This is a genomic window from Neobacillus paridis (genome assembly GCF_016765675.1).
GTDB lineage: Bacteria > Bacillota > Bacilli > Bacillales > Cytobacillaceae > Neobacillus > Neobacillus paridis.
On sequence record NZ_JAESWB010000365.1, the window covers coordinates 15886 to 32422 of the forward strand.

20 protein-coding genes and 1 riboswitch are annotated in these 16537 nt (G+C 37.8%); of the genes, 3 read left to right on the plus strand and 17 right to left on the minus strand.

The annotated features are described in order from the left end of the window. Nucleotides 1-129: 129 nt before the first annotated feature. From JK635_RS21695 to JK635_RS21730, 8 genes are all read right to left on the minus strand, one after another. Nucleotides 130-1533, minus strand: coding sequence for a GAF domain-containing sensor histidine kinase (locus JK635_RS21695; protein ID WP_202656020.1), 1404 nt, complete (start codon nucleotides 1531-1533; stop codon nucleotides 130-132). Then, a complete protein-coding gene (locus JK635_RS21700; RefSeq protein WP_202656021.1) occupies nucleotides 1526-2098 on the minus strand; it encodes an ANTAR domain-containing response regulator in 573 nt (190 codons plus the stop codon). The genes JK635_RS21695 and JK635_RS21700 overlap by 8 nt, the downstream gene beginning before the upstream one ends. Before the next feature lie 35 nt (nucleotides 2099-2133). After that, nucleotides 2134-2568, minus strand: a complete 435-nt coding sequence (locus tag JK635_RS21705; protein WP_202656022.1) for a EutP/PduV family microcompartment system protein — start codon at nucleotides 2566-2568, stop codon at nucleotides 2134-2136. Between the two features lie 9 nt (nucleotides 2569-2577). Beyond that, nucleotides 2578-2928, minus strand: a complete 351-nt coding sequence (gene eutS, locus JK635_RS21710) for an ethanolamine utilization microcompartment protein EutS (RefSeq protein ID WP_202656023.1) — start codon at nucleotides 2926-2928, stop codon at nucleotides 2578-2580. Between the two features lie 200 nt (nucleotides 2929-3128). Next, nucleotides 3129-4268 (minus strand): 1-propanol dehydrogenase PduQ, encoded by a 1140-nt coding sequence (locus JK635_RS21715; RefSeq protein WP_202656024.1) that lies wholly within the window; start codon nucleotides 4266-4268, stop codon nucleotides 3129-3131. Nucleotides 4269-4430: 162 nt separating this feature from the next. Then, entirely contained in the window at nucleotides 4431-4892 is a 462-nt protein-coding gene (locus JK635_RS21720) for a EutQ-related cupin domain-containing protein (protein ID WP_202656025.1), read from the minus strand. A gap of 17 nt (nucleotides 4893-4909) precedes the next feature. Continuing rightward, entirely contained in the window at nucleotides 4910-5044 is a 135-nt protein-coding gene (locus JK635_RS26255) for an ethanolamine ammonia-lyase light chain EutC (RefSeq protein WP_202656083.1), read from the minus strand. Next, entirely contained in the window at nucleotides 5041-5187 is a 147-nt protein-coding gene (locus tag JK635_RS21730) for a hypothetical protein (protein WP_202656026.1), read from the minus strand. The genes JK635_RS26255 and JK635_RS21730 overlap by 4 nt, the downstream gene beginning before the upstream one ends. Nucleotides 5188-5817: 630 nt before the next feature. On the opposite strand from JK635_RS21730, the gene JK635_RS21735 reads away from it, so the two are divergent. Both JK635_RS21735 and cuyB read left to right on the plus strand, forming a co-directional pair. Then, complete coding sequence (locus JK635_RS21735) at nucleotides 5818-6687, plus strand: LysR family transcriptional regulator (protein ID WP_202656027.1); 870 nt, start codon at nucleotides 5818-5820, stop codon at nucleotides 6685-6687. Nucleotides 6688-6835: 148 nt separating this feature from the next. Beyond that, entirely contained in the window at nucleotides 6836-7528 is a 693-nt protein-coding gene (gene cuyB, locus JK635_RS21740) for a cysteate racemase (protein WP_202656028.1), read from the plus strand. Nucleotides 7529-7647: 119 nt separating this feature from the next. Here cuyB and JK635_RS21745 read toward each other — a convergent pair whose 3' ends face one another. The 4 genes from JK635_RS21745 to JK635_RS21760 form a co-directional block, all read right to left on the minus strand. Beyond that, entirely contained in the window at nucleotides 7648-7845 is a 198-nt protein-coding gene (locus JK635_RS21745; protein WP_202656029.1) for an aspartyl-phosphate phosphatase Spo0E family protein, read from the minus strand. Between the two features lie 319 nt (nucleotides 7846-8164). Continuing rightward, on the minus strand, nucleotides 8165-9460 hold the full coding sequence (locus tag JK635_RS21750; RefSeq protein WP_202656030.1) for an NCS2 family permease: 1296 nt from the start codon (nucleotides 9458-9460) through the stop codon (nucleotides 8165-8167). Nucleotides 9461-9545: 85 nt separating this feature from the next. Beyond that, nucleotides 9546-9647, minus strand: a riboswitch (purine riboswitch). A gap of 271 nt (nucleotides 9648-9918) precedes the next feature. Next, nucleotides 9919-10440: a hypothetical protein gene (locus tag JK635_RS21755; RefSeq protein ID WP_202656031.1), complete on the minus strand. Its 522-nt coding sequence runs from the start codon at nucleotides 10438-10440 to the stop codon at nucleotides 9919-9921. 178 nt (nucleotides 10441-10618) lie between these two features. Further along, nucleotides 10619-11251 carry a nitroreductase family protein gene (locus JK635_RS21760; protein ID WP_235888311.1) on the minus strand — a complete coding sequence of 211 codons (633 nt, stop codon included), beginning with the start codon at nucleotides 11249-11251 and terminating at the stop codon, nucleotides 10619-10621. Nucleotides 11252-11386: 135 nt separating this feature from the next. Between JK635_RS21760 and JK635_RS21765 the strand changes: the two genes are divergently transcribed. After that, nucleotides 11387-11743, plus strand: a complete 357-nt coding sequence (locus JK635_RS21765) for a winged helix-turn-helix transcriptional regulator (protein ID WP_202656032.1) — start codon at nucleotides 11387-11389, stop codon at nucleotides 11741-11743. A gap of 35 nt (nucleotides 11744-11778) precedes the next feature. Here the strand turns inward: JK635_RS21765 and JK635_RS21770 are convergent, their stop codons facing one another. From JK635_RS21770 to JK635_RS21790, 5 genes are all read right to left on the minus strand, one after another. Continuing rightward, nucleotides 11779-12798, minus strand: a complete 1020-nt coding sequence (locus JK635_RS21770) for a pirin family protein (RefSeq protein WP_202656033.1) — start codon at nucleotides 12796-12798, stop codon at nucleotides 11779-11781. Between the two features lie 113 nt (nucleotides 12799-12911). Then, nucleotides 12912-13586 (minus strand): YdeI/OmpD-associated family protein, encoded by a 675-nt coding sequence (locus JK635_RS21775; protein WP_202656034.1) that lies wholly within the window; start codon nucleotides 13584-13586, stop codon nucleotides 12912-12914. Nucleotides 13587-13729: 143 nt separating this feature from the next. Further along, entirely contained in the window at nucleotides 13730-15472 is a 1743-nt protein-coding gene (locus JK635_RS21780) for a hypothetical protein (RefSeq protein WP_202656035.1), read from the minus strand. 15 nt (nucleotides 15473-15487) lie between these two features. Then, a complete protein-coding gene (locus tag JK635_RS21785) occupies nucleotides 15488-15982 on the minus strand; it encodes a prepilin-type N-terminal cleavage/methylation domain-containing protein (protein ID WP_202656036.1) in 495 nt (164 codons plus the stop codon). Further along, a complete protein-coding gene (locus JK635_RS21790; RefSeq protein ID WP_202656037.1) occupies nucleotides 15979-16389 on the minus strand; it encodes a type IV pilus modification PilV family protein in 411 nt (136 codons plus the stop codon). Before JK635_RS21790 ends, JK635_RS21785 begins: the two co-directional genes overlap by 4 nt. Nucleotides 16390-16537 lie beyond the last annotated feature (148 nt).

Here is a 16537-nt window from a genome sequence, read left to right on the forward strand (position 1 = left end):
TCCTGTCCCGCAAGAAAACAAAAAGGCTTAAGGATATAATAATTTCTTACACAGAAACTACTTATAACCTTAAGCCTCTTTGCTTCCGGATTTTGACGCTGCATTGCGTCACATTATACAAATTAAATTTTATTCATTTTGTAATTCGAACTGGAAGGAAATATCAGTCCCCTTCTCCAGCCTATTGAATTGAAGAGTTCCCTTTAATTTGTCCTTTACATAACTCTGGACAATGGAAAAGCCCAAGCTATTTTTTACCTCATTTGAAAAGTCAAAGCCAGCCCCATCATCGATAACAGAAATGTTAATTTTACTATTCTCTTTGTGCACCTTAACCTGTATTGTACCTTCATTATTTTCCCCAAAAGCATGATCGTAGCAATTTTGTACTAACTCATTAATGATCAAAGCAATAACTGTGGCGTGATCACTGTTAATCATAAAATCTTCATTAGATACATAATGCAGGCTAATTTTATTGTTATCAGAATAGCTTTGATGTAAGTTATTTAGGACAAACTGGATTACCTGATTTAAATTAATTGCATCGCTTAATTGTTTTGATAATAATTCATGGGTTGCCGCTATCGACAAAATTCGATTCATACTGTCTTTTAGTAATCGTTTTGCCTCAGCGTTATTACTTCTTCTTGACTGCATTCGTAACAACGAGGCAATCGTTTGCAGATTATTTTTTATCCGGTGATGAATTTCCCTTATCGCTACCGCTTTTAAGGTCAATTCTGCGTCTTTATCTTTTATCTGGGTGATATCTCGTAACACCACCGCAATTTTTTCCTCACTATTCGGCACAACCACTTTTTTCATTAAGAAGTAGTAGTCCCCAATCTTCACCTCATGATTAAAGTTAAGTCCTTCGTCTACTAATAATTGCTCGAATGTGATCTCATTGATAGTCAAATCGTCATAATGCTTTCCTTCAATTTCATCCATAAAACCCAAGCTTTTATAAAGAATTTCAGCCTTCACATTTTTGAATTGAAGAAAACCGTCTTTATCAAAAATTAAGATGGCATCGTCTAAATAATCGTTTAGGCTCTTGATTGACAGTAGAGTAGACGGCAGCAATTCTTGACGCTGATCATTAAGCTTGAAATTTTTTTCAATATCATCACTAATATCTTTTTCCATTATTAATGTGCCAATAACCTTCTGCTCATTACAGATTGGATAAATATCTTGTGTCACATAGCGGTTTTCTTGTGTTTGCGCCTTTATATTACTTGTATGCTCACCAGTTGACATTACGTGCCACACACCTGGTTCATTTTCTCGTTTTGCCATTTCACCGACTGGAGTATCCCAGTACATGGACTTTCCCTTTGGTTTACAATGGTAAACAACAATTGATTCATCCTTCCTTGTTGTTGGTACATCAATGAAGATATCACATTCTAAAAAATCAACCATGATGTCTACGACATCAGCCATTTTCAAAATTTTTTCTATGTCATCGTTTGTTAAGTTGGTATACTGTTGACAAAGTTCTAGGATCCGTTTCTTATCACTCATACATGATCATGATTGTTCTGGCAATCTCCCCCATGGAACAGCGCCGATCCATGCTCAATTTTCTTATAAATTTATAGGCCTCATCTTCCGTTAATTGGCGTTCCCTCATAAGTAACCCTTTTGCAATGTCTATTGCCTTTCTATCCTCTAGCTTTTGTGATACCTTTCTCACTTCAATTTCTAGCCTGTTCAATTCTTTTCCTTTTGCAATAGCCGTTTCAATTGTTGGAATAAATGATTTTTCATCCAGCGGTTTAACTAAATAACCTAACGCTCCTACTTCCCTCGCTTGTTGAATATAGTCAGTATCATTAAAAGCACTAAGCAATAAAATTCCACCTGCAAGTTTTTCACGCATAATAATTTTACTTGCTTTTAATCCATCCAAAATGGGCATTTTAATGTCCATGATAACTAAATCGGGAGAATACATTCTGCATACATCTATTGCTTCAAAGCCATCGGAAGCTTCTCCCACAACATCGTAGCCAGCTTCGCATAATAATTCGCGTATATCGATTTTTGTAATCGGTTCATCATCGACAATTACAATTCGCTTTTTCATATTTTATTTAATTCTCCTTAAGCTGTTGTCTTAATTCAATCAAGCTCCAGATACTTCCTTAATTCTTCAATTCCTTTACCTGTTGAAACGGACGTATGAAACAACTTTTCAGCCCCGGCTATTTGCAAATGTTCCTCTGCAGCTTTCACTTGCCGCTTATTGTTTGCTAAGTCAATCTTTGTAACAATCCCAATAATGGGCTTTGGAAAAACAGCAGCAAAGGAAGGAGGAAAGAAACTATCTTCTTCAGTACAATCTTGTACTAAACCAATAACATCTGCATCTGCAGCTGTTACAATTAGGGCTTTATAATAAAAGCGATTTTCTATATATTCCCCAGGAGTATCGATCGCATGTTCAAACAGATTTATTGCCTGGGTTTTTTGGTATTCAACGACTTTCCCGTGAAGCTTTTGACAAAGGGTTGTTTTCCCACTACCGGTTTTACCAATCAAAATAATTTTCTTCATCGTTATCTCCTATGTTCTCGTAACCTGAGGAATAGAAAAATTCAATATCGACGATAGTCCATTTATAACTTCATTCAGTGCATACTCGACTGAAGATACATCCCCTGTCAGAACAACTGATCCACTGAATCTGTCTACAAATCCAATCTCCACATTGCCAGCTTTTGTGGCAATATCAGCAGCAATAATTGACGCTTCACTAGGAGTAATCGTTAAAATTCCAATAGCATTAGTTGAAAGATTTGATAGGCCTAATTTTTTATATAAATCTGAATCTGGATTCGCAATAATATGCGCTAATGTTACCTGTTTACCAGGTACATATTCCTGAATGACCCTATCTTTATTTTCATGATCCATTTTTAATCCAATCCTACCTTTTTCCTCCTTTGCCCTATAAAGGATTTATTAAATTAAAAACAAAAAGGAGCTTTGAAAAAAAATAACTTTTTTCAAAAGCCCCATTGCTCTCTTAATGAAAGTTGCACTTCCTTGTGCTATTTATAGTATAAAAGAAAAATATTAGTTGTGAGCGTTTACTTTTTAAACAATTTGTGAACTTAAAAAATTTGCTTAACAATTGCTTCAATATCGTTTGTTGTTGGCAACCTTGGATTTGCTTTTGTGCATCCATCCTTTAATGCTGCTTCAGTTATTGTCTCTAAAGACTTCATCAGTTGCTCATATGTCAGTCCGCATGCTCTTAAATTCTGCGGCATATTTAGATCTTTTTTTAATTGTTGAATATGTTGAATCAAGCTTGTTACTCCACTTCTAATGTTGCTTGACGAGAAACCACTTTTTTTTGCTAATTGGGCATATTTTTGCGCTGTGAGTGTTTGTGTGCTATTGGAAAAACCCTTCAGGTCAGCATTATATTCAATTACTGCTGTTAGTAAAAGAGCATTCATTCTTCCATGAGGAATATGAAATTGCGCCCCACACGCATGTGCAATCCCGTGATTGACCCCAAGTCCTGCGATATTGAAAGCCATTCCAGCCAAACAAGATGCATAATGAACCTTTTCTCTTGCTTCGATGTCTTTTCCATTGTTATAGCAACGCAATAGGTAATCAAAAATTAACTGGAAAGCCTTTTCAGCCAATGCATCGGAAAAATCGTTGGCATTAGTCGAAACATATGCTTCTAATGCGTGCGTTAAAACATCTAAACCAGTATCAGCGGTAATGACCGGAGGAACAGAAATGACAAGATTAGGATCCAAGATAGCTTCATCAGGTAATAAAGAATCTGCAATAAGCGGATACTTAACATGTTTTTCTTGATCAGTAATTACCGAAAATGAAGTAACTTCCGATCCTGTACCACTTGTAGTTGGAATTGCAATAAATTTTAAATCATTTTCCTGTTTAAATAATCTTATCGAAAATTCTTTAATCGCCTTCGCTGTATCAATTGCTGAACCACCTCCGATTGCTATCAGGACCGAAGGATAAAATTCCTGTAAGGCCTTTACACCGATTGTGACCGTTTCAATAGGAGGGTCGGGGATAATATCACTAAAAATTAAGTACTCATTATGATTAGAATGAAGCCGATTCGTGACCTCACTAACAATTCCTGACTGGACAATAAATGGATCTGCGATAATAAAGACTTTTTGTCCTGTTATCTTCAGCAGACTGTCAAGCGAGTTTGCACCAATATTAAGTTTTGTTCGTAAAGATATTTCCTCCATTTCTAATTATCCTTTCTGAAATATTCTTGTCCCATTACATGTTTCTAACCCGGTGGTGAAGATGTATTGTTTTTTCACCAACCTTTCTTTTTCGAAATATATTTTCCTAAAACTCCTGATAGAATTTCTTGAATTATTTTAAAATCTATTGACAGGTTATAATCATTGGTTTGCCCAGTCAGCTGGATATGTGATATATAAAAAACGTGCATGATTCTTTACTGAAAATTGGATCTTGCTATCTCTAGGAATAAATATTATTTCTCCCTCTCCGGCACTGATTGTCTTTCCATTCACCAAGATATCAAGCTGGCCTTCAATGACATAATCTATTTCGTCATATTTCAATGTCCAATCAAATGTAGTATCAGCCATTTCCATGACCCCACATCCTAATCTAGGACTCTCTTTCAAAGTAAAAATATCCTTTGTGTAGACAATATCCTCTTTGCTTCCAGTATCCAAACGATCTTCTTCTGTCACTTTGATTGTTGGAATACTAACTGATATCACACCGCTCGAGTCAACGGTTTTATTTATTGCCTGGATTCCTCCTATGTCTAATTGTTCAGCGATAACTTTTTTTATCAAATCTTCCAATAATGATTTATTTAATGTCTCCACAATGTTCATCTCCTAATTTATTGAAATTTATGATACTTATTTAAATTGATGCCGGAAGCCTTTTGTTCAAGTATGGTTTGAATTAGACCGGCAAGATATGCACCTGCTTCAACAGGAGCTAAACCTCCTTCGTGAATTTTTGAAATAACTATTCTTTCAGACTCTCATGGTTAAACATAACTTCTATTACGTTTTTTGAAAGATTATCCATTTGGCTGTTTTCGTTAGTTGCCTTTGTTTCATCACCATTGATGAGTTCTTCAAGTATTTGGTTAATAACTGTTTCAAGATCCATTTCTCAATCTCCCTCCTCCAAAAATATAGGAAAAATTTTATACTTCTCTATTAGTCTCCCATGCAGCGCAAAATCAGCGCTGCACCACAAAGAATGAAAATAGTTATACTTTCATGATGGCTAAAACTACTGGGCTCAAGCCTATGCAAATTCTTTTTGGCTTATAAAAGCAAAAAGGCTTAAGATTATAAATATCCCTAAAGGTAGGAATATTACTTATAACCCTAAGCCTCTTTGCTTTTAAATCTATGCTTCAACATTGAAGCATATATAACTATTTTTTATTCATCTGTAATCGATAAACTCAACAGCTTTATCTTTTTAAAGAAACAAAAAGGGACCTTTGAAATTTCAAAAGCCCCATTGCCTTCAATATTAAAGCTGCACGCCTTTGTGCTGTTTATAGTATAAAATAAAAAAGCGAACTACGAGCGTTTACTTTCTTAACAATTTGTGAACTAATTCATTTTTTCTCAATAGTTTCTTTATCAGTATTGTTGGAATTCTTGGATCCGTCAGTGAATTTTCCTGTAAAATTCATAACCCATTCTACTAATTCATTATATTATAAGAATATAGTTACATGACTAACATCAAAAATCACGAGCCGTCAGAAGGGTGGGTTCCGAATTGAATCTCGAAAATATTGAGGCTTTTGTCTATGCTGTTCATTTAGGAAGCTTTGTTAAAACGGCCGAGGCTCTCTATTTAACACAGCCTTCCGTTACCGCACGGATTCACTCCCTGGAAAGTGAACTTAATGTGGAATTGTTTCAGCGGACTGGGAAACATATTTCCCTAAGTGAACAGGGGAAAATTTTTTTGCCATATGCACAAACGATTCTCCAATCTTATCAGGAAGCAAAGGTGAAACTGCATCATCCTATCACCACACCCAATCAATTAAAAATTGGCTGTGCCAGTTCTATTTCGAATTATATTATCCCAGAGCTCATTCCTACCTTTCAACAGGAATATCCTAATGTCAACATCAAGATTATTACTGGGCATTCCAACGATATTTTGGACAAAGTGCTGAATAAGAAGGTCGATTTCGGTATCGTTCGCACGGTTAAACACTCGCAAATTAAATCACTGTTATTTCGCCACGATCCGATTGGCTTGTTTGCCCCGGCGGGACATCCCCTTCTACAAAGTGAGCAGGTCACGATTGAGGAAGTAAGTGAACAACCATTGATCTTTTTTGATTATGGGTCGGTAGATTGGTTGATGATCTATCGTTTATTTGATTCTAAAAATCTTAAACCTAATATCATTCTTGAAGTAGATAGTATGGAAACAGCCAAAAACCTGGTCATGAATGGTGTGGGGGTCAGCTTCTTACCACAGCATTGTGTGGTAAAAGAGCTTGCGGACGGTCGACTGTTTCGTGTCCCACTCATTTCCCCAGGTCAACTTGATGTAAAAATTGAGATTATTTATCGAAAGGGTGAGCGGAAATCACCTTTTATTGACTTTTTTATTCTCAACAGTGTATGAACTCAGATACATTCATAGGGATATAAGTTTCAACCGAAATCTAGTCCCTATATATAGAAGTTCTATAATGAATATAGGATTTCGATATACGCTGCCTCTCACCCTGGACTTATACTTTAAGTGAATAATCAAAAAGGTGGAGAGTGGTATGAAGACAGTCGGTATTATCGGCGGCATGGGACCGCTAGCTACAGTTGATTTGATGACAAAAATGATTCTCTTAACACCTGCAAAAAACGATCAGGAACATATTCATATGATCGTGGATAATTATCCGCAAATTCCGGACCGTACTTCAGCGATCATAGAAGATGGAATCAATCCACTGCCATTTATGATTCAATCAGCCCGCAGATTGGAAATGGCTGGAGCTGATATGCTTGCGATTGCCTGCAATACGGCACATTATTTTTTACCAGATATTCAAGCCGCAGTCAGCATCCCGATTATAAACATGCCGAAAGAAACGGTAAACTATATTAAGGAAACGGGATTAAAACGCATTGCTTTATTAGCGACTGATGGAACACTGGCCACAAAGCTATACCAAAATTATCTTAGTGAAGGTAAAATTACTGTACTAATACCTGACGAAATGACACAAGCGAGAGTGATGGAAGGGATTTATGCGGTAAAATCCGGAGATACCATGGAAGCGAAGGAAATATTGCTGCAGGCAGCCGAGACAATGATTACTGCAGGGGCAGAGGCCGTCATTGCCGGGTGCACCGAAATTCCTTGTGTTTTAAGTGAACAGGATGGCATCAATGTCATTGATCCCAGTTTTATTTTAGCAAGAAGGATTGTCGACCTTGCTTCAGGAAGTTTGGTTTATTCATAAGTCAGGCAGTATTGTCATTTTTTCTTTCTCCCTCTTATAAAAGAAGATATTAACAGCCAATCGCTCGTTCGATTGGTTTTCTTATTTAAAAAGCGATGCCTGCAGCAATGCCTTCATCACTAAGACGCAGAATGTTTACAGCACATTCCACTTTTATCTTCCATACTAACAAGCTCATTTAAAGCTATATCGAGTTTTTTACTTGCAAGAAGTGTTTCTTCAGCAGAAAGACCTTTTTCCATTCCTAATTTAATCATCCGTTTTCGTAATCGCTCAATTTTAATAGCAAGAAAAACTTTTCGCTCATACATACTCATGGAGGTCACCCTTTCTGTATTTCCTCCTAACAGGAACTTACATTAATTCAAGACTTAAAGCAATCATACAATTATTGTTTTAAGTGGAATTAAATATAGCAAAACCCTTTTTAGTCCTTTATTCCCATAATATATAAATTAATCATTTTTTTATATGAAAAATATCACAGAAATAAAAAAAACACGATATTTTATCCCAAGCGCGCCTATAGTCATGGTTATCATCAAAAGAAAACCCACGAACGGGTCGCGACGTTTGTCCGCCATTCGTGGGCATTTTCTTGATATCTGTAGGATTTTGAACCATATCCAGCTATTATTATATGACATAGACAAAATAACCGATAAATATCGCACATAAAACATACATAATCGGATGGACTTCCAATGTTTTCTTAGTAGCTAACATCGTGATTGGATATAAAATAAATCCTAAGGCGATTCCAGTTGCGATACTATAGGTTAAAGGCATCGTAATAATCGTGACAAAGCATGGAATCACAATAGCAAAGTTACTCCAATTGATTTTGCTGATCTCGGTTGCCATCATCGCACCAACGATGATTAAGGCTGGTGCCGTTACCTCCGGTGTGACAACCGCAAGTACAGGTGCAAAAAACAATGATATGGTAAAGCATGCGGCGATGATAATGGATGTAAAGCCTGTCCTGCCGCCCACAGCAATCCCCGCCGTTGACTCCACAAATGACGCCGTTGTTGAAGTTCCCAATACAGAGCCAACAATACCGGACAACGAGTCGGCCAAAAGGGCTTTCCCGGCATTTGGAATCTGATTATCCTTCATTAAACCGGCCTGGCTGGCAATCGCGATCAAAGCGCCGGTTGTATCAAAAAAGGCAACAAATAAAAAGGTGAAAATAACAGCTAGCATTTTTATCGAAAAAATCTCATCCAAATGGCCGAATAGCACCCCAAAGGTAGGCTCTAAACTAGGAATGCTCCCAATAATTTTATCCGGAGGAGTAATAATTCCAAATATCATCCCGAGAATGGTTGTGAGCACCATTCCATAAAAAATGCCCCCTTTTATCCCTTTATTTAATAGAAAAATCATAATGATAAAGCCAACAATTGCGAGTACGGTCGGGGCTGATTTGAGGTTGCCAATTGCAACAAAAGTAGCTTCATTTGCCGTAATAATACCGGCATTTTTCAAACCCATAAAAGCCACGAAGAAACCAATCCCAGCGGCAATAGCATGTTTTAAATCTGCGGGAATAGCGTTAATAATTTTTTCGCGGATTTTTAATATACTTAAGATCATGAATAACAATCCAGCGACAAATACCCCGGCCAACGCTGTTTCCCACGGTATTTTCATGCCAATACAGACACTAAACGTAAAAAAGGCATTAATTCCCATGCTAGGCGCAATTCCGATTGGAAAATTAGCCATTACACCAATTAACAAGGATCCGATAATCGCCGATAAGGCAGTTGCCGTAAATAACGCTCCCTTGTCCATGCCGGTTTGACTCAAGATCACCGGATTGACAACTAGAATATAAGCCATTGATAGAAATGTCGTAATTCCTGCGGCACTTTCCTGTTTAAAAGAAGTACCCCGCTCGGAAAATTGAAAGTAGTTTCTCATGATTGTCCTCCATATCTATTAAAAAATCCCCCGGCTCAAGCTGCCGCAGGATGTTCTGCAAAGGACAAATTGTATACTTTGATAAATCAAACGCATTGCCCCTTGTAGACAGGCTATTTACGGCAGCCTGGTAGAGACATTCGAGCCATATTCTCGAACTTATACAAGGTGAATCTATATTAGAATAATAAATGAATATTATCAGTGATAAGGTTCATCGTCAATAACAATCGTCATTTTCAGCCAATTAAGTTAACTTGAACAAGGAACATTTTTGATTTGCCGATATATTGGCATAATTCACCGATAAAAGGTCCTGTTTCGCCGATATGTAGGAAAAATCGCTGATACATTTTTCTAAACTATTTTATTAACAAAATATTCCTTCTAAAATAAGAAAAAAGACAGCGATTTTTTATGATCGATGTCTTTATGATCGTTGTAGGATTATTTTTTTATTAGCTGCTTGATTCTTCGATCTTTTTTCCTCCAAGTTGGAAGCCAAAATTGCCACCGTATTTTCCTAACTTCCCACCTACATGTGCTCCAAGGCCGTGCCCGCCACCTAAATGTCCGCCGGCTTGAACACCAACGCCCTGCTGACCGCCTAATTGACCAGCCGCATGAAGACCAAGACCATGTCCTCCTCCCAATTGACCGCCGGCCTGAAGTCCAAGGCCATTCGGACCTCCTAAAGAGCCCATGGCATGTACATCCAGTCCCTGTCCGCCACCCAGTTGGCCGCCGGAATAAACCCCAAGCCCATGCTGACCGCCTAATTGACCGCCAATATTGTAGCCAACTCCAGTGCCGCCGCCTAATTGACCGCCACCATAAACACCGCCATATTTGCCCCCAAAATACCAATGTCCCGGGGGAGGCGACCCGTAATAAACCTTTGGGTAGGAGTAAGTATATTGATAATATGACCGTGAATAGGGACTCGGTTGATACCCAAACATATTAGGTCCTGTTATCATCCGCAAAAACCTCCAATCTTCTTGATGATCTAGTCTATGCTTAGCTGACCAGACGTGTTAACGGCGCTTGACACTGGATAAAAGAAAAAAGCAGCCTATACCTTCAAAGCTGCTTCTGTTACTTGTTCAATTTGATTATTAGATTTTCGAGTGACCATATAAATGCTTCGGGCAATTATTATTTATACTCCAGTACCTCTTTTAAAGGAATCCTTGTCGTTTTAAATGCGGGTGCTGCTGCTTTGCCTAATGCAATCAGGACAACCGGTTCATAGCGTTCCGGTACAGCGAATCGCTGACTAAATTTTGCTTTATCAAACCCGCCCATTGGAACAGTATCATAGTCTTTTGCCTTTGCAAGCAGCATAATTTGCATCGAAACCAGCCCTGTATCAAAGAAGGCAATATTTTTGCGAATTTCTTCAGAGGCATGTGGATACGTACTATTAGCACTTTTGATTAACCGTTCCATATTAGCTTCATCCATGTACCCAGCCTCATTAGCACTCCGGTATACTCTTTCAATGTTGCGGTACATTTCCTTATCAGCTAAAACGGCAATAACGGCTGATGATGTCTCCACCTGTTCCTGGTTGTTGGCAATTTCCCGCAGTTCCTTTTTCGTATTTTGATCATCAAAGACAATAAAGCGCCATGGCTGAAGATTACTTGAAGAAGGGGCAGAAATGGCTTCGCCTAAAATTTCTTCAATTTCCTGTCTTGAAATCTTAAAGTTAGGGTCGTATTTTCTAACTGAGTGACGTTCTTTTATCACATCAGATAAGCTTTTCATTGCTGTAGTGGTCATCATTTGTCTCCTCCACGCTTTTTTCTAAACTTACTTTAAGTAAGTACAGAAATAAGCTTACTATTAGTTAGTTTATTCGTCAAGTTTCATTATTTTTAGTAAAATAGGATCAAGACTAAATTCTACGGAGGCTGTTTCATGGATGAGTGTTCGCCGAAAATGATCACCCCTAATGAGTGTCAGGGAATTTGCAAAGACTTCCACAGTACTATTGAATTCATTGGTAAACGTTGGGTTGGTGTGATTATTTATAGTTTGTTACAAGGACCCAAAAGGTATCATCAAATCTTGGCGGAAATCCCTGGCATTTCGGATCGGTTGTTAACAGAACGGCTACGAGATTTGGAAAAAGAAGGGCTAATTATTAAAAGGGTAGATAAAACTTCGCAAAAAAAGGTGGAATACGAATTAACATCAGCTGGGAAGGAGCTTGAAAAGGTTATTGCAGCAATTATGCATTGGATTCAGCAAAAAGGAAAAAGTCAATACCAGTAATTTTTTGCAAAAAAAGAAGCATGAAAATCCATGCTTCACGATCTTTGTTCTACTCTTCCATCACCATGTTGGGCAAATCTTCCGGCACTGCGCTCGTTGACAGGATCAAGCCGTCCCCATGGCCATCCTCCGAATTGTGTTCGGCGATAGTCATTAAAGGCAGCGCGGATTTCTTCCTCCGAGTTCATCACAAACGGACCATACTGGGCAACCGGCTCCTGAATCGGCTCTCCCTCAAGCAACAGAATAAAAGCATCCTGGCTGCCATTGGTCATTTCAACCTCTTGGTCACCCGCAAGCTTTACACGATGGAAAGCCATAATGGTCGTGCCTTCTAACTGGATTTTTTCCCCTTGGTAAAAATACATATTTCTGTTCAATGTTTTCGAGACAGCTGGCAGTTTAAACGTAGCCTCTGGCTCCATATGAATAAGAAAGATACTAACATGATGGTCAGGATCCTTGGCCCAAGAAGCAGGGGCTGGATCTAAACTAGTCTTGCCTAGCAGGCTCCCGGCAATGAGGCGAACGGTTGTCTTCTTCCCATTAGGGCTAGTTGTTTCCACTTCGGGGATATCTTCAGCCCACAGCATTTTATAATTTGGATTGGCTGATTTTTCTCTAGCAGCGAGGTTCAGCCAAATTTGAAAAAGCTCAAGCGGATTGTCCTTATCCTGATGGATGAGAGGGAACATTTCGGTATGAAGACAGCCTTTCCCGGTTGTCAGCCATTGCACATCGCCATTTCCATAGCGTCCTCTAGCACCGGTTGAATCAAAATGATCAACAAACCCTTCAAGAACGATGGTTACGGTTTCAAATCCTTTATGTGGATGGGCTGGAAATCCTGGAACAGTTGTACCATGATACATTCTAAAGCCATCTTTTACAGTAAAATCCTGGCCCAAATCCCTGCCCTCCAGCGATACGGCCGGCCCCTGCTGATCATTTCCGGCGGGATAAGCATCTTTATGATGCATAGTTATAAGAAAGGGATCTTCGGTCTCCCATTGAAAACTAAGCTTTTGAATTTTGAGAATTTTATTGTTTCCCATCTCTATGCTCCCTTACAGCGATTTTTGATGATGTTGATTTGGAAATCCATTGTTACCTAGCGAACTCCTTTTCTAAGCTTAAGGGCATCTTAATGCTTTTAAAGCCAGCCCAATCATTTTTTATTTCTAAGATATAGATCTTTGGTTTTAAACCCTTCACTAAGAATCATTTTCATTTCTTCGCGGCGTTTGGCCTTTGTTGTTTCTTGTTTGGCACTATAGATATATCGTGCCCAGTCTTTACGATAGCCAGGAGTGAGTGACTGATAAAAAGCCAGCAATTCTGGTGTATCCTGTAAATCCTTTTCCACCTCTGGAATTAAAGCCTCATAGTCTTCTACCCTTTGGCTCGGTTTGGAGGCAGCGTTTTGTTCCTGCTTTTTCGATTCTTCTTTCAGGCCAACTACTGTAAACACCTCATCCAATCCGACCATCCGGGCAAATTTAATCGTGCTGTCTCCAATATAACCATTCTCGTCAGCACCTAACCCGGTTAATAGATCGTCACGATGAATAAACGTTGAGTATACTTTATTGCCTTTTTTCGGATAAGCTAAATAAAGGTAGCCGTTTTTGTTAAGGGCATTTTTTTCAATGACCTGATAAACAAGCTCCTTTAGTGACTCCAAATCCAGGACAAAGGCAAAAATGAGATCATACGGCAGTGAGACTAACTCCGAGTCATATTCCGCCAGATCAGCAAAATAATCAGCTCCAGCAGGTAGATTTAATACCGCTTTCTTTTTATATTTTTGCAAATTTAACTTTTCTGCTATTGATTTCGCCATTTGATCACCCATTAAAAAATATTTCAACACTCTTTAAGTTTAAAAGTTTCACACTTAATTAGCAAATTGGCTGTTTGCAGTAATTTGCATTATATCTGGTCGGAGACTGCCCGTAATAGTTTACCATAATCGTGAAGGATATCTTATTTTTCATAAATGGTTTCAAGCTCTTTCATCGTGAATTTATCAACCGTTGGAATTCCAATCGGCGGATTTAACACCATCCCTTTATTATATATAATTGAAAGTCTCGATGTTGTTGGGGCCAGTGAAGTTTGTCTTTCTTGAAAATAAAGCTTGTCTAATGACGGCCCAACCGAAAAAGAGTTTGCAAAAGGCTTATCTTTTGTTTTTCCCTTAGTAACATTCAATACCACCGGATTCCCGTAAACACCGCCATGAATTTTCAGATTCGATCCAATTCCAAAAATTTCCAATTGTCGATTTGAATAAAAATAAGCATTCAGTACCTTAGGCTTATCTTCAAATTCATTATTATTGGCAATTGTGACTTCCTCATCAGCAATAATCACAGCCGTCCCGTCTTTATCCGAAAAATCTTCAATATTAGCTTGGCGTGTAACATATACCGTTCCGTTTGTATTAAAATCACCATTAATATCCACACTGTCTTCAATATACATTTTTCCGGTGAAATTAAAATTTTTTATCTCTGTTTTTTCGTCAATATAGATAAAACTATCTTCGGATCCTAACGTAAGCGAACCATATTTAGATACTTCATCAGGTGTATACTTGTTTAAATCAATAAGCTCGCTGCCTAAATATCCCTTGCCATTGACATGAATTGATCCTTCCACTGTTAACTTACCGCCAGATTTTTCTCTAAGTAACTTTTGGGCTGTACGTATTTTTAGGTCCCCGCCAACAAAAAGGTCGCCTTTCACAATTAATTCACCTTCGGGATCGATCCTAAGATTTCCATTTATTCTGGCATCTCCATTGATCACCAGTTTACCAGATTCCAAGATTCCAAGACGTAAAAATTCAGCCGAGCCATTTATTGTTGTCGGACCAACAACTTTACCAAAATCATTAAGCCAGTAGGTTTTAAGATTTTTTTGGCTGATTTCAGTTTTCTTTTTTTCATCTACCAGATTTTTCGGCAGTATGGTTTCCGTTAATAAATTCCGATTGAGCATTTTTGGAACAACCGAAAAATATTTATTCATATTATCCGGTTCGGGTATAAATGGGACCCAACTATTTTGTTTTTGATTATAGCGATAATAACCCCCGGAAACCGTTAAGTTCCCTTTAATCGCAGGGTATGAAGTATTAACCCAATAATCCCGATCAGGCAAGATTAAGCGGTATTTTATAAACTTTCCTTGATTTCTGGTATACACGTTCCCATTGACTAATACATCCCCTTCAAGATATGGTGCCCCGTTTAGTACAAGATCACTTGGAGAAACGGTGCTATATTGAAATACCTCAGCAATAGTAGAAATTGTTACTTTCTTTTTTATAAATTTTCCTGTTTGTCCAATCGGGGATTTTATCGTGACCTCTTCTAATATAACACCGGAATTTTTTATTATCTTCCGCTCTAAAGTGTATCCATTGTTAACACCAAGGGCTGCAACATGATCTAAGGCAGATTGCAACAGTGGTAAAGCTGTACTCTCATTCAAGTCCCCATTATTAAGATTCTCAATTTCCTGATCAATATATGCGAGGCCCATTTCGATTGAATTTTCCGCATTTACCTTGTTTTCAATAGACTCTTTATTTTTCACAACACCTTTTAAAGAATTCATGGTGTAAGCAGTTAATGAAAGCCCAATAATTCCAATCAAAGTAAATATTAAAAGGACCGAAACCAAGGAATAGCCTTGTTGTGCTTGGAATTTTTTAACCATGGGAATGCCCTCACTTTATAATCGGTAGAATTTATTCACTTCAAATTTTTGATTATTTTGCTGGTCTGAGATAATTAAATTGACTAAAAGGCCTCCATTTTTTAAAGAAAATGAGGAGCCTTCAACAGAATATGGGTCAGAATTAATCCTTCTTCCCTCTATTAATAAGTCCTTTTTGTTAATTTCAATTGCAACTTTTGATCTTTCAATTTCTTCATACTCGCCTGAGGTGGTATTCATTTCTACACCATTTTCAATCGCCCAAAAACTAGTGAAATGATCTTCGCTGTTTGCTTCGCCAATGATTTCAATCGTGTCCACATTAAGCATCATTTTGTCAAATTGATTACAAATTTCAATGGTTTCATTTCTAATGTTAACATCTTCGATGGAAGCCTTATTCACTCTCATTGCGGTAGTATAGATCGAATAAGCAGTAATAAGGATAATGGAGGAAATCGCAAGTACCGCTAATAGTTCGACTAAAGTTACGCCACTTTGTCGTCTCATTTTCGTACATACCCCTCCAGTTGCGTTTTATTCTGTTCGTTTTTTGTAAATACGGTTATTTTTACAATAAGGACGCGATTAGGAAGATCTGGATGAGGGATAACGATAACTTCTGCGGAATACCTGGATACGTCAGTTGAGGAGTCTAGTTGAAGTTCGTCGTTTATTTGTATCGACTTTGGATTCCCAAGATTTGAAGATAAAATGTCAAATCCCTTTGCTTTATATACATCTAAAAGACTTTGACAAAGCTGAATGGAAGAAAAACTTTTATCCATATGTTTGTTTTGCTGGAAACTTTGAATAAAGTAAGAACTGACAAGCATAAGTAAAATCGTGGTAAGAACAATGGATGCAAGTACCTCGACAAGTGAAATTCCTTTTTCCTCCTTCAATATTCTATTCATTTAATCACCTGCTTGAATGATTTGAATTAAATGAAAAATAACTATATTAGTCTACTCATATATATTTTACCATTAAAAAATTCGACAAATTTGGCATATTCGTGACATTTATCACAGTTCTCGATGAGTTAAAATGAGGAAAATGCGG

Bases quoted from the DNA above. Each gene is read 5' to 3' on its own strand.
- JK635_RS21695 (WP_202656020.1), bottom strand. From the start codon at position 1,533: ATGAGTGATAAGAAACGGATCCTAGAACTTTGTCAACAGTATACCAAC.
- JK635_RS21700 (WP_202656021.1), bottom strand. From the start codon at position 2,098: ATGAAAAAGCGAATTGTAATTGTCGATGATGAACCGATTACAAAAATC.
- JK635_RS21705 (WP_202656022.1), bottom strand. From the start codon at position 2,568: ATGAAGAAAATTATTTTGATTGGTAAAACCGGTAGTGGGAAAACAACC.
- eutS (WP_202656023.1), bottom strand. From the start codon at position 2,928: ATGGATCATGAAAATAAAGATAGGGTCATTCAGGAATATGTACCTGGT.
- JK635_RS21715 (WP_202656024.1), bottom strand. From the start codon at position 4,268: ATGGAGGAAATATCTTTACGAACAAAACTTAATATTGGTGCAAACTCG.
- JK635_RS21730 (WP_202656026.1), bottom strand. From the start codon at position 5,187: ATGGATCTTGAAACAGTTATTAACCAAATACTTGAAGAACTCATCAAT.
- cuyB (WP_202656028.1), top strand. From the start codon at position 6,836: ATGAAGACAGTCGGTATTATCGGCGGCATGGGACCGCTAGCTACAGTT.
- JK635_RS21745 (WP_202656029.1), bottom strand. From the start codon at position 7,845: ATGAGTATGTATGAGCGAAAAGTTTTTCTTGCTATTAAAATTGAGCGA.
- JK635_RS21750 (WP_202656030.1), bottom strand. From the start codon at position 9,460: ATGAGAAACTACTTTCAATTTTCCGAGCGGGGTACTTCTTTTAAACAG.
- JK635_RS21755 (WP_202656031.1), bottom strand. From the start codon at position 10,440: ATGATAACAGGACCTAATATGTTTGGGTATCAACCGAGTCCCTATTCA.
- JK635_RS21760 (WP_235888311.1), bottom strand. From the start codon at position 11,251: ATGATGACCACTACAGCAATGAAAAGCTTATCTGATGTGATAAAAGAA.
- JK635_RS21765 (WP_202656032.1), top strand. From the start codon at position 11,387: ATGGATGAGTGTTCGCCGAAAATGATCACCCCTAATGAGTGTCAGGGA.
- JK635_RS21770 (WP_202656033.1), bottom strand. From the start codon at position 12,798: ATGGGAAACAATAAAATTCTCAAAATTCAAAAGCTTAGTTTTCAATGG.
- JK635_RS21775 (WP_202656034.1), bottom strand. From the start codon at position 13,586: ATGGCGAAATCAATAGCAGAAAAGTTAAATTTGCAAAAATATAAAAAG.
- JK635_RS21780 (WP_202656035.1), bottom strand. From the start codon at position 15,472: ATGGTTAAAAAATTCCAAGCACAACAAGGCTATTCCTTGGTTTCGGTC.
- JK635_RS21785 (WP_202656036.1), bottom strand. From the start codon at position 15,982: ATGAGACGACAAAGTGGCGTAACTTTAGTCGAACTATTAGCGGTACTT.
- JK635_RS21790 (WP_202656037.1), bottom strand. From the start codon at position 16,389: ATGAATAGAATATTGAAGGAGGAAAAAGGAATTTCACTTGTCGAGGTA.